Origin of the sequence: Marisediminitalea alba, from assembly GCF_002993365.1 — a bacterium.
GTDB lineage: Bacteria > Pseudomonadota > Gammaproteobacteria > Enterobacterales > Alteromonadaceae > Alteromonas > Alteromonas alba.
This window is the reverse complement of sequence record NZ_PVNP01000171.1, coordinates 1-13,146: the sequence shown is the minus strand read 5'-3', so window position 1 is coordinate 13,146 and position 13,146 is coordinate 1. Positions and strand designations below refer to the sequence as shown.

The 13,146-nt window shown below is 48.5% G+C and carries 8 protein-coding genes and 2 pseudogenes; 7 read left to right on the top strand and 3 right to left on the bottom strand.

Going from position 1 to position 13,146, the window contains the following annotated elements; translation table 11 throughout:
• Positions 1–226: pseudogene (locus C6Y40_RS25035) on the top strand (IS91 family transposase); the annotation flags it as partial.
• Positions 227–438: 212 nt separating this feature from the next.
• Here the strand turns inward: C6Y40_RS25035 and C6Y40_RS15410 are convergent.
• Positions 439–744, bottom strand: a pseudogene (locus C6Y40_RS15410) (putative oxygenase MesX); the annotation flags it as partial.
• Positions 745–1,122: 378 nt separating this feature from the next.
• Here C6Y40_RS15410 and C6Y40_RS15405 point away from each other — a divergent pair.
• The 5 genes from C6Y40_RS15405 (at position 1,123) to C6Y40_RS15385 (ending at position 9,005) form a co-directional block, all read left to right on the top strand.
• On the top strand, positions 1,123–1,683 hold the full coding sequence (locus tag C6Y40_RS15405; RefSeq protein WP_205664786.1) for an RNA polymerase sigma factor: 561 nt from the start codon (positions 1,123–1,125) through the stop codon (positions 1,681–1,683).
• On the top strand, positions 1,683–2,813 hold the full coding sequence (locus C6Y40_RS15400) for a FecR family protein (RefSeq protein WP_105935343.1): 1,131 nt from the start codon (positions 1,683–1,685) through the stop codon (positions 2,811–2,813). The genes C6Y40_RS15405 and C6Y40_RS15400 overlap by 1 nt, the downstream gene beginning before the upstream one ends.
• Before the next feature lie 171 nt (positions 2,814–2,984).
• Complete coding sequence (locus C6Y40_RS15395) at positions 2,985–6,194, top strand: TonB-dependent receptor (protein WP_105935342.1); 3,210 nt, start codon at positions 2,985–2,987, stop codon at positions 6,192–6,194.
• A gap of 20 nt (positions 6,195–6,214) precedes the next feature.
• Positions 6,215–7,267, top strand: a complete 1,053-nt coding sequence (locus C6Y40_RS15390; RefSeq protein WP_105935341.1) for an osmoprotectant NAGGN system M42 family peptidase — start codon at positions 6,215–6,217, stop codon at positions 7,265–7,267.
• Positions 7,257–9,005: an OPT family oligopeptide transporter gene (locus C6Y40_RS15385; RefSeq protein ID WP_105935340.1), complete on the top strand. Its 1,749-nt coding sequence runs from the start codon at positions 7,257–7,259 to the stop codon at positions 9,003–9,005. Before C6Y40_RS15390 ends, C6Y40_RS15385 begins: the two co-directional genes overlap by 11 nt.
• Positions 9,006–9,053: 48 nt before the next feature.
• Here C6Y40_RS15385 and C6Y40_RS15380 read toward each other — a convergent pair whose 3' ends face one another.
• Both C6Y40_RS15380 and C6Y40_RS15375 read right to left on the bottom strand, forming a co-directional pair.
• Positions 9,054–9,986 carry an alpha-N-acetylglucosaminidase C-terminal domain-containing protein gene (locus C6Y40_RS15380; protein ID WP_105935339.1) on the bottom strand — a complete coding sequence of 311 codons (933 nt, stop codon included), beginning with the start codon at positions 9,984–9,986 and terminating at the stop codon, positions 9,054–9,056.
• Between the two features lie 19 nt (positions 9,987–10,005).
• A complete protein-coding gene (locus tag C6Y40_RS15375; protein ID WP_105935338.1) occupies positions 10,006–11,472 on the bottom strand; it encodes a beta-propeller domain-containing protein in 1,467 nt (488 codons plus the stop codon).
• Positions 11,473–11,546: 74 nt separating this feature from the next.
• Between C6Y40_RS15375 and C6Y40_RS15370 the strand changes: the two genes are divergently transcribed.
• Positions 11,547–13,108 (top strand): IS3 family transposase gene (locus tag C6Y40_RS15370; protein WP_105935337.1). Its coding sequence is split into 2 segments (ribosomal slippage): positions 11,547–12,015 and positions 12,015–13,108, totalling 1,563 coding nucleotides; the frame shifts between segments, so codons are not numbered across the junction.
• Positions 13,109–13,146 lie beyond the last annotated feature (38 nt).

Genomic DNA, 13,146 nt, shown 5'->3' with positions numbered 1-13,146 from the left:
ATTCAATATTGACATCACAGTCTGTGAGGCTTGTGAAAAAACCAACGTCAAAATTATTACTTGTATTACGGATCCGGCTGTTATCCATAAGATTTTGGCGCACCTTGACAAGCAGACTCTTCTTGAAGCAAAAAACGATTCTCTAATGCCGCCACTTCGAGCTCCACCAGCCACAGCCTCATTCAGTGACTACATCATTCAACGCGACTTCGATTTTGGCGCATGAAGCACAAAAAACAGACCATCACTTGAACATGCAACATGTTGAGGTAAGGGCTTTCACATATCTCATTGCGGATTTCAGTACCAAAGACCAGTTATATTGCGTCTATCTTGATGACAACTACTTCACTGATTCCTGAAAAGTACCCATTTGACACACGTGCAACTGGCCTTAAATACAGCTGACACAGTGGGTAGTACATAGCGTTAATATTTCTTATACTCGAAAATTGTGGTTTTTAATACTTCAATCGTGGGGAAGGTTTGCCCGTTGCCTTCAATATCAATATCCACCGAGACAATTTCAAGTTCAACCGAATAACGATCGCCTTTGGGGTTATCCCAGGGCGCCAGCGCATTAAAACGATTGTTAATCATCTTCAGCGTGTTGCGCAGATTCTGCTGACGCATACTACCGCGGGCCAGATTAGCAAAATTGGTCGTAAGGCGCGTGTTGTCTGAAGGGTGATAGTTCTCGTCAAAACAAACGCTGTTAATCGTAAAAGTAAATTCGTTATTCATAATTCTCTGATCGTCTGTTGCAAAGATTAAAGCGGATTCGTTATTTTTTAGCTCGCTGATCGTCAGCACTTAAAGCTTATGTAACGTTATACCGGTAACGTTGTATGAAAAATAATGGTTTAATTTCATCTAATGATGAATGATGTTCATGGTTTGTTTGTGGGCTGGCTGGCTTCCTCGACAATAGTGTCCTGAAGCGATTTTATGACAGGTCTTGACGCCAGAGCAGAAAATAGTCAGCGTAGTAAATTCTCAGGAAAAACAATAAAGTCGTACCGGGATGAGGCCATTGCTTTATTATTATTCAAATAAATGTTCCGCAAACTGAGGGTAGAACGTCTTAGTAATAGTGAATGGGGAAAGGATCGCGATTTGCCGGTGCACAAATTAGTATCAGAAACAGTTCAGCAACAGGTTAACGAGAGTCCGTTACCTGAGCAGCAGCGTGCACTGATTTCGGACTTATTTAATCAGCATAACGATACCCTGCTACGATTTTTGCGGGCTCGCTTGCAATCAGATTCAGATGCCCATGAAGTAGCGCAGGAAGCTTATGTAAAACTACTGGATCTGGATAAGCCCGGAGCGGTGAGCTATTTGCGCTCCTATTTATTCAAAATCGCATCAAATTTAGCTGTTGACCGATTACGTTCTAAACAAACAGCCAGTAAACATCAGCCTTTGCTTTTTTTTAATGAAGAACACCCATCAGAAGAACATTCTGCACTGATCAATGAAAAAGTACAGTTAGTCTCTGACTTTATTAATGAGCTTCCTCCCAAGTGCAGAAAAGCGTTTATGCTCAGTCGATATCACGGCATGAGTACCGAAGAAATAGCCAAAGTAATGAGGTTATCTGATCGTATGATTAGAAAGTACCTGGTGCGAGCAACAGAACATTGTCGCGACAGATTACAGCAGGCGTTGGAGAGCAAGTAATGATTAGTGCAACGCAGACCAACGTCTTTGAATGTGCCTCAGAATGGTATTACCGGTTACGCGAGCCAGAGGTCGCCCCCGAAGTCATTATAGAATGGCAAGCCTGGTTGTCGGAAGATCCTGCCCATTTTGCCGCATTCTCTGAAGTTGAAGAACTGATGCACGTTACCGGTAAAGTCGACCATATCGATTGGCCGGATGAAGCAGAGTTACTTGATGATGACTATGATGGTGATTTGAGTATCGCACAATGGCAGGCCCAAAAAGCACAGCAAGCTCAGCCTCAAAAAACGCCGCGATGGCGCGAGTGGTTGGTTGTTCCGCCGCTAAAAACACTTATGCCGGCTATGGCCATGTCATGTTTTCTTATTGGCCTTATATCGCTGATTTGGTTACAAATACCAGAACTGGATAAGGGCAACATCGCGGTTTCGGTACATGAGACCAAGGCCGGACAACACAACACTATTAACCTTGATGATGGCTCTAGAATTACCCTGGGCGCGAAAAGCTTATTGACGGTTGCCTATAGCGACAAGCAGCGCAAAGTGGTGTTAGAACGCGGAGAAGCATACTTTGATGTGGCAAAAGATCGTAACCGACCTTTTGTGGTGGGTTCTGGTAACCGGACAATTACGGCAGTTGGTACAGAATTTAATGTTATGCGTCAGTCGGAGCGAGTTGTCGTTACGGTGACCGAAGGCAAAGTTAAAGTGGCAAAGCAGCCGCCTGCAGGCAAGGTTGCCTCGCGTCGGGTCAACCGTTCACACCAGAGTCATTCTGATGAGGCGTTTCTGATAGCTGGGCAGCAAATTAGCTACAATGAGCAGGCTGCCAGTATAACTGAGACCCCCAACACTGCAGTGGCCACAGCGTGGCGTGAAGGCAATTTGCAGTACCTCACCGAAAAGCTGCAGTTTGTCGTTGAAGATATCAATCGATACGCGGCAAACCCTATTCGACTGGGCGACTCACAGGTGGGTGAGCTGGCCTATTCAGGCACCGTTTTTACTGATCGTATTGATAATTGGCTGGAAAGTTTACCCATGATATTTCCGGTTAAAGTGCTTCAACAAAGCAATGGCGAAATTGTCATTGTGACAGACTTGTCTAGAATAAAAATTCATTAATTTGCATAATGAATCAAAAATAAAGTTCCGATATTTTCTTCTTGATCGTCTAAGTTAATGACGGTGTTTATCCAGGGCCCTAATGGCAGTTGTCGTCAGTGTGCATAAGAATGCATTGTGACTGCCTAAAGCATCGCGTAAATCTCATACAATTAACAATGGAACGACAACATGAAAAACGCGAAACAATCAAAAGTGTCCTTCAGACACTCGCTGATCTTTAGTGCAATGTTATCAGTGTCGGCGGCAACAGCTCAGGCCAGCGGTTTAGAACAATCAGTACAGTTTAATATTCCCGCACAATCGCTGAATGCAGCGTTACTGGCTTTCTCAGAGCAATCCGGTCTTCAGGTGTCGGTGCAGAGCGAGTCGTTAGCAGGTTATACCAGCGCTGGTATTAGCGGCGAGCAGTCCTCTCAACAGGTGTTAAACAGCTTATTGCAGGAAACCGGCTTGGTGTACACCCTGGTCGGTGAGGATACGGTGGCTATAACCAAATCAGGTGGGAGCGGTACCGCGGTAAAAAAGCCGATTCTGGTCGCTCAAAATCAGTCAATACCCAGCCGAGCAACCACCACCAGTAATACCGCAACGACTGAACCAGATGAACCTGCCGTAGAACAAATCATGGTTACTGGTTCGCGTATTAGCCGTATTGGTTCAACCACACCAACGCCGGTGACGGCTATTGATGCTGAGACACTGGCGTTAAGTGGTGATGTTCGTATTGCTGATATTCTTAATGAGCTGCCCGCTATCCGTGCTACACAAACCACCGGTAACGTGAATACTACCGATGACGCGCAGGAAGCCGGGACTAACTTCCTCAATTTAAGGGGCCTTGGTATAGACCGAACCCTGGTGCTGGTGAATGGTCGCCGCCACGTTGGCAGTCGTTCTGGCAGTGCCGCCGTAGATATGAATACCATCCCCAGTGCGCTGATTAAGCGGGTAGAAGTCATTACCGGTGGTGCATCGGCAATTTATGGTGCGGATGCTGTGTCTGGTGTCATCAATATCATCACCAGGGATGATATGGAGGGGGTAGAATTTAACGCCCAGGCTGGCATGGCTGGTGAAGGGGATGGTGAACAATTCCACATCAGTCTGACCGGTGGCACCAACTTTGCCGATGAACGCGGCAACATGTACTTCAATGCTACCTTCGACCGTTCACTGGCGGCAGCGGCCTCGGAGCGGGATTGGGCGAGCAGGGAAGCCAGATTTGGCCCTAATCCGGAGAATACCGGTAATGATGATGGGATCCCCAATCAAATCTTGTTTCCGAACACCGGGTTTATAAACACCCCGGCTGGTGGTCAGGCCGTGGGACCAAACGGTGAAGTATTTGCCGAGTATGGCGGGCCGTTTACTTTCGACGATAGTGGCAATCTGGTGAGTCAGGACATGGGGACGTTAGTTCAGCCGTGGCTGAGCCAGGGCGGTGATTTTGTTGATATGTCAGATTATGACTTATTAGCCGTGCCGGTGGAGCGCACCATTGTTGCAGCGGGTTTGAAATACGATCTCACTGATGAGGTAAGATTATTTGCCGATGGTAAGTTTGCCAAAACCGGCTCAGATACCGCCGGTCAGGCTACCTTTAATAATGGTTCAGATGCCTCAGCATCTGGTATTCCGGGGGCGTTTATTCTGGCAGAAAACCCTTATGTGCCACAGGAGCTCAGGGATATTCTGGCTGCAGAAAACATTGATGGTTTTTATGTTGGCAGAACCAATGCCGATCAAGGCGGCCGGCGCTCTCACTCTGACCGTGATACAACGCAATTAGTGGTTGGTATTGAGGGAGCATTGACCAACGACATCGATTTTACGATGCACTATCAGTATGGTGAAACCAACAACACCACTGAGTTCATCAACGAGCGGATCAACGCCAATTTTATTCAACAAATTGATGTGGTGCTGGATGAGTCCGGTACACCGGTTTGTCGCGACCAGTCCAATGGCTGTGTGCCCCTTAATATTTTAGGGCCCAATGCCGCAACGCCTGAAGCACTGGCGTTCAGCCAGGTAGACTTTTTAACCGAAGGTAAACTTACCCAGCAGGTAGTGCATGCTTCTATTAACGGCTATACCGGATTAGAACTGCCTGGTGGAGAAGTGGCGTTTGCCGCTGGGGTTGAGTATCGTGAAGAGACTTCTGAAACTGAAGAAGGCTACCTGCGCAATACTGGTGCACTGTTTGCAACGGCTGCGGTTGCCGATACCGCCGGTGAGTTTGATGTTAATGAAGTCTTTGCAGAAATTTCTCTGCCATTACTTACTGATGTAGCGTTCATTCAGGAACTCACCTTTGACGCGGCCGTGCGCTACGCCGATTACTCAACGATTGGAGATGCGACTACCTGGAAAGTGGGAGCCGACTGGACCATTAATGACTCGGTGCGATTCCGCAGCACCTTATCAAAAGCGGTTCGGGCCCCTAATATTGGTGAGCTTTACTCCGCTGTAAATCAGTCAAATCAGTTTTTAGCAGACCCTTGTGATGTGGACTATCTGGCATCAGGCAGCGCCAACCGCGCGGCAAATTGTGCGGCGCTGGGGCTTTCTGACGACTTCCAGTCTAACTCTGAAGCCTTTACCAAAGCGGTGTTCTCAGGTGGTAATGAAAACCTCAGGGAAGAAAAAGCCGATACGTTAACAGTGGGTGTTGTCTTAACTCCAGAGGCTATTGATAACCTTTCAATTACCGTAGATTACTGGGATATAGACATCGAGGATGCGATTAGTAGTTTTTCTGCACAAGCCACGTTAAATGGATGTGTTGATGCTTCGTCGCTGAATAATCCGCTATGTAGCGTAATTACCCGTGATGCCAGCGGTAACATTGCTACTGTTTCTAACCAGTTGATTAACATTGCGTCCTTTGAAGCCACAGGTATCGATATTGAAGCGAATTATCTGTACGGGCTGAGTAGCGGCGCCGATTTGCGGTTTAGTTTAATTGGTACTTACCTGGATAAGCTGGATTTCTATGCTCAGGCGGGTGAAGCGCCAGATCAGGAAGCCGGTGAACTGGGCGACCCTGAACTGCAGTTTAACTTCCGCGTGACCTACCAGTGGGATGCCCTGACACTGAGCGTATTAGAGCGTTACTTCTCCGACATGGAATACGATCTGGCTGAAGCGCCGGAAACCCGCTCGCCTAACGACACTGGCACTACCTGGTATACCGACCTCCAGGCACGCTACGCAGTAACTGAAGGTTTGGATGTTTATGCTGGCATCAACAATGTCTTTGATGAACATCCGCCAGCCATAGCGTTAGTGCCAGAAACCCGCTCTTTTGGTGATGATGCCATTATTTACGACCAGCTTGGGCGGTATTTCTATACCGGTCTTAGCTATCAGTTTTAAGGCATAAAGGAGTAAAAAGAGTGGTGTTAGATGAAACGTATTTGCGCCAGACACTAGCCGAGTTATTGGCCATTCCGTCACCTTTAGGTGTTACTGAGGCTATCGCGGCTTATGTAAAGAGCAAACTCAATGAGCTTAACATTGAGTTTTATACCAAGCGTAGAGGCACCATCGTCGCCACTCTTCCCGGGCAACAAACCCGGGCGGATCGTGCGATTGCGGCACACCTTGATACGCTGGGGGCCATGGTTCAGGCAATTAAACCCAGCGGGCGCATTGCGCTTGTGCCGTTGGGTACCTGGTCTGCCCGGTTTGCTGAAGGCGGCAGAGTAACGGTGCTGGCAGGCGATATCCCTATTCGGGGCACTGTGCTGCCGGTAAAATCTTCCGGGCATGTATATGGTGATGAAGTGGATGCCTTACCGGTTGGCTGGGATTATCTCGAATTAAGATTGGATGAGCCTTGCAGCAGTGCAAAGGATGTTAGCGAGCTCGGCATTGATGTTGGCACGTTTATCGCGTTTGACCCCAATACTGAATTCCTGCCCAATGGCTATATCAGCTCGCGTTACCTGGATGACAAAGCCGGTGTAGCGTGTCTATTAACGGCAATTAAGGCACTTGGCGAAAGCCCGGCCTTAGCGGTTGAATGCCACCCGATTTTTACCCTGTCAGAAGAAACCGGCTGTGGATGCGGGCATGCGCCTGATGACAATGTGGGTGAATTGGTTAGTGTAGATATCGGTCCGGTTGCGCCCGGGCAAAATTCATCGGAACATACCGCCAATATTGGTGTAAAAGACACCAGTGGTGTTTACCATTCGGCATTAGTCAACAAGTTGATAGCGCTCTGTGGTAGTCACAATATCCCGTATCACAAAGATGTGTATAAGTTTTACCGAAGCGATACCAACTCTGCCATTTTAGCGGGTAACGATCTTAAGCATGGCCTGATCACCTTTGGGACGGAGTCGACGCACGGCTATGAGCGAACACATATCGACAGTTTACTCAGTGTTAGCCGCTTGCTGGTTGCGTATATGACCAGCCCTGGAGAGAGTGATGACAGTTAAAGCCCCCGAGCTTACTGTCAGAGCCATCATCACCGGCATTATCTTAGGCATTTTACTCACTCCCAGTAATATTTATTCGGGGCTTAAGATTGGCTGGACGTTTAATATGTCGATTACGGCTGCACTGCTGAGCTTTGGGTTCTGGACCTTATTGAATCAACTGTCGATGGCCAGGCCGTGGGGGTTACTAGAAAGTAATATTAACCAAACGGCTGCCTCGTCGGCGGCTTCAATTATATCCGGCGGACTGGTTGCGCCGATTCCGGCACTGGCCCTTGTGAGTAATATTGAACTGCCCTGGTATCAGTTGATTATTTGGGTCTTTACGGTGTCGTTTTTCGGCATATGGGTGGCGTACTTTTTATTAACGCCCTTTCTTATTCGATCGCCATTACCATTGCCCGCGGGGGCCGCTACGGCCCAGGTTATGACCGATATTTTTAGTAAAGGGCATGAAGCTATCCTGCGAGTGTACGCTCTGGGTCTGGCGGCAGTGAGCGCTGGTTTGATAAAAGTAGCCGATACCTATTGGTGGGCTATTCCGCGCTGGACTGTGCCTGGCGCACTTTCTGTAGGGGGGGCGAAAGTCACCTTTAAGAATCTCACGTTCTTTTTGGATCCCTCGCCACTGCTCATTGGCTTTGGTGCCATCATTGGCTTGCGCATTGGTGTGAGTTTACTGCTTGGGGCGGTTTTGGCGTGGGGTGTTATCGGACCAGAGATTTTGCAGTCAGGCTGGGTGGCAATGGGCGATGAAAACCCGGACAGCAGTTGGTTTGCTACTATGGTTAATTGGTTATTGTGGCCGGGTGTCGCGCTCATGGTAACTTCATCCATTGCGTCTTTTGCGTTGATGTTGATGAATGGACGAGCTGTACCCCATCACAATAACAGTGCTACAGACAATGCTCCCGTGTACCAGCGCGATAAGCTGGTTTACGGGGGGCTGCTGGTGGCCTGCGTATTGGTAGTGGTGGTGCAAATGTGGCTATTTAATACGTCGCTGTATATTGCGCTGCTGGCAGTGCCGTTAGCCTTTATTCTTGCGGTGGTTGCCGGAAGGGTCGTTGGTGAGACGGGGATACCGCCAATTGGTGCCATTGGCCAGGTGTCGCAACTCTCGGTGGGGATGGCCGCGCCTGGTAATATTACCGCTAATCTTACTACCGCAAATGTGGCTGGTGGTACGGCCGGGCAATGTGCCGACCTGCTCAACGATTTCAAGGCCGGGCGCATTATTAATGCTAATCCGATGAGTCAGGTGATCGCCCAGTGTTTTGGGGTGCTCACAGGCAGTATCATTGGCAGTCTTACCTATTTAGCGCTTATCCCAGATCCGCATAACATGCTGATATCAGAGCGCTGGCCGGCCCCCGCTGTGGTAACCTGGAAAGCGGTAGCTAATACTCTGCAAACGGGGTTAGGGGCCATACCTGAGCATGCGAAAGTAGCTATGCTGGTGGCAATAGCCATTGGCATCGCCCTCGCCGTAGCCGAACGTTACTTACCGGTTAAATACACAAAATGGCTGCCTAGTAGCCCAGCGGTAGGGCTGGCCTTTGTGATCCCGGCGTCGGTTTCTTTGAGCATGTTTCTTGGGGCTGCGTTAGGCTGGTTACTGTCCAGGTGTGCGTTGAGCTGGAGTCAGCGCTTTTTGATAGCGGCGGCATCCGGGCTGGTGGCCGGTGAAAGTATCGCCGGAGTCGGCAGCGCCATACTTCAACTGACAGGTCGTTGAATTGAGGGTGAAGGGGGTCCGCCTGCTAATCACAGGCGGACCGGGGTGTTAGCGTTTGATGTCAGACATCAGGTCGCTAACGAAAGACACTGGGTTCTCGGGTTTGACTAGTGGTGGAATTTCAGGTTGTTCAATCCACTGGCGTTCCCATTCAATTAAGCCTAACTGCTGGGCTGCATCGTCAAAGTGAGAGCCGTTCTGCATAGCCGTACGGTACGCTGCAAGATACTGTTTCCAGCGCGGCAGGTAGTAACCTTTGTACATGCCTTGCCAGGCTTTCGAAGCGTAATCTTTCAGTGAAGAGCCGCCCCACTGGGTGATTTGCTGGCGGGCGTTTTTAACGTAGAACGCCGACTCTTCGGCATTTTCACCATAGGCAGAGGCATCGCTTAACCAGGAATGCAATGTTTCCTGATGCCAGCCCATTAATGTATCAAGCCTGGTGACTATGCTGGTAACTTCATTTAGCAGTGCATCGCCTTTAGCAAAGTCTTTGTTCCGGAAAGCGGCTACCGCCTGCTGCAGCATTAAGTCGGCGTGCAGTGATACTGACTGTTTAGTCATGTCCACTAGATCGTAGATAAACAGTGGCGCATCCTGGTATTCTTCGGCAATCGACAGCAGCTCAGCAATACCGGCGTCCAGGCTTTCAAGGTCGCCCGGGCTACCTTCGAATTCAGTGATAGCTACCGTTGGGCGCTTGAACAGCAAGTATGCTCCGGCGGAGCCTTCCCACCAGCGGGTTGACCAGTAGCGCACCGAATAGACGCCGTCGATTAGCTTATCCCAGGCCGACAGCAGCGCCGGTGAGGTTTTGCCATAGCGGGCTTTAGTATGTTCAGCTACCCAGCTGCGAAGATTAGGCTGTGCTTGCCACGGCAAATCGAAGAGGAATTCGTACGCCACCGAATTGTTATTAATACCTTCGGGGAACACACCAAAACCAGACAATGCGCCTTTATTAGGGGAACTGGTAACCACGTCGAGTTGTTCTACGTAATCACCAAAATCCGCTGATCGTGTTTAGCTTCTTGTGATCAGGCAGGCTAACCATATGTTTGGTTGAAACTTTTGATCGATTTGACCAGCTATGGAAAGCCCATTTGCCGTCATGGCTGATCTGATAGCTGTGAATGCCAATTTGATCCTGCGGTGTTAAACGTTCCGCCTTGCTGCTTCCATCAATGGCGACACGGTATAAATACATGCGCTGTGGATCCGTTGGGGACGCATCAAAATAAACATAGCCACCTTTGGTATCAATGCGACGAATGCGGGTGACATCAAAGGCGCCAGGTGTGATGTTTTTAACAGTCTTACCGTCGCGGCTTACGCGCAGAATTTGGCGCCATCCGCCAGCTTCGCTTACCCAAAGAAACTCTGCGCCGTCATTTAACCAAGTGAAGTCTGTTACAGGGTTTAGCCAAGCATCGTCTTTATCTGTAAAGATGTTTGTTGCCTTGCCACTTTTGGCGTTAGCATAGAAAAGCCTATTTGTGTTTTGGCGACGGTTTAATTGCTGCACGGCAATTTCAGTGCTATTTGCAGCCCACTCCATCCAAGCTAGATAATGGTTGCGCTTATCGCCCGGGATATTCATCCACTTAGTTTTGCCGCCGCGCGCAGACACTACGCCGATGCGTGCTGCACTGTTTGTTTCCCCAACCTTTGGGTAACTGAAAGTGTGCAGCGTCGGGTAATTGTCTTTGGCATCAGTATTGTTGATCATGGTGAAATCTCTCACCTTACTGCTGTCTAGCTGCCAATAAGCGATTTTCTTACTATCTGGTGACCAGCGGAATCCATCACGCAAGCTCAGCTCTTCTTCATATACCCAATCAAAGGTGCCGTTGAAGATTGTCATGCTGCCATCTTTGGTTAAACGTTTGCGTTTCTTGCCGTCTACACCTTCAACATAGATGTCATGGATAGCCTTACCGTTTTTGGCGGGTATTTTTTGTACATAGGCGATCTTAGTACCATCCGGCGAAAATTTAGCAAACATCAATGATGAGGCAAGGGATTTCTTGCCAACTTTGTGCAGCGCCTTAGTCTCACGGTTTAAAATCCAATAGTCACCTTGGGTCTTATAGCGCCAGACTTTAAGACTGTTCGTATAAATTAAAGCTAGGCTACCATCATCAGACCAGGTGAAATCTTCAATTTTTAGCGGCTTGTCGGTGCCTGTTGGGATTAGATCTTCTGCTTTTATAAGGGTGGTCTTTTTGCCTGTTGCTGGATCATAAAGGTTGGCATCAAAACCATCCTTGACGGTATCTGATTTTTCAATCAGTGAATACCCACTGCCGTCCTTAAGCCAAGATGCGCTTTTGCTGCGTTCCGACTTAAAAGCCTTATTGTCAAATATTTGATCAACAGTAAGCTCTTTTGCTTGGCTAGGAGCGATGAAAGCTATAGTCGAAAGCATTATGAATGCAATCGCCAGCAAGGCATTTTTAAAATGCATGAATTCCCCCCCCCCTCTGGCAGGATAGTTGACACCCTTTAAAATTTAACCAGTTGGGGCGTTAAGGTTGTGTTGTGCCACGTTACTCAGAGGAAAGAAAGCAGGCTGTTTTGAATAAGCTGTTACCCCCATTAAACATGACGGTAGCAGAAGTTGCACGGAGTGAATGCATCAGTGCGCAGACCTTGTATACTTGGCGAGATAAAGCGAAACAACAAGGTTACCCCGTGCCAGGAAAGAAGCCCACATCAGAGCAATGGTCAGCAGAAGCAAAGTTAGCGGTCGTGATTGAAACGGCGACGCTAGGCGAAGCAGAATTAAGCGAATATTGCCGAACAAAAGGTCTGTATGTGGAGCAAGTAAAGGCCTGGAAATCAGCGTCATTACAAGGCTTTGGCCAAACACGCGAGCAAGAATTGACAGTCAAACGCCAGCGCAAGACTGACCAAAAAGAAATTAAACAGCTCAGGCGTGAATTGCGTGAAAAAGAAAAAGCCCTGGCAGAAACAGCCGCATTGTTGGTATTGAGAAAAAAGCTGGATGCGCTTTGGGAGAACGACAACGAGGACGATTAACCTCGATCTCAAAGCGCACGGAATTAGTGAAGTTAATTCGAGACGCTAAACAAGCCGGCGCTCGATTGCGCTTGGCGTGTGAAGAAGTTGAGATTAGCCTCAGAACTTATAAACGGTGGTTTAAGCGCGGTATTATTCAGGCCGATAAACGCCCTGAAGCCGTTCGTCCGACGCCCTCTAATAAGCTGTCGGAAGCGGAACAGCAGATGATATTGTCAGTGAGTAATGAAACGCGCTTTGCAAGTTTGCCGCCTACACAGATTGTGCCCACGTTGCTTGATGAGGGCGTGTATTATGCGTCGGAGTCGAGTTTTTATCGGGTGTTAAAAGCGCATAATCAACTTCATCACCGTGGGCGTAGCATGGCGCCGAATGCCAATAAGTTACCGGATACGTTCGTTGCTAACAGGCCTGGTGAAGTGTTCTGTTGGGATATTACATATTTACCCAGCGTGGTACGCGGGCAGTTTTACTACCTCTATATGTTAGAGGACATTTTCGGTCGTAAAATTGTGGGTGCCGAGGTCTATGAATGTGAATCGGGTGAGTATGCAGCTGAACTACTGCAACGCACGCTGATACATGAAAATGCGTTATATACTGGTGTGGTATTGCATTCAGACAATGGTGCACCCATGAAGTCGCAAACGATGCGAGCAAAAGCGTATGAACTGGGTGTAACGACATCATACAGTCGACCCAGAGTGAGTAACGATAACCCCTTTGCGGAGTCACTGTTTAGGACCTGCAAATATCGTCCAGACTGGCCTTCTCATGGGTTCAAAAGTCTAGAAGAAGCAAGGCGGTGGGTGTTAACGTTTACGCGCTGGTATAACTATGAACACAAACACAGTCAACTTAGGTTTGTCACACCGCATCAGCGCCACACGGGACAAGATAAATCGATACTAGCGAACAGACAGTCTCGCCTGGAACTGGCAAAGCAAGCTAATCCAAGCCGCTGGGGAAAACGCAAGATACGAAACTGCGAGCCAGTTGGGCCAACTACATTAAACCCAACCCGCGGGGTGAATGAGAAAAACGAAAGTAAAGCGGCTTAAAACGCTTTAAAGGTGACAACTAGCTTGAAAAACGCCGC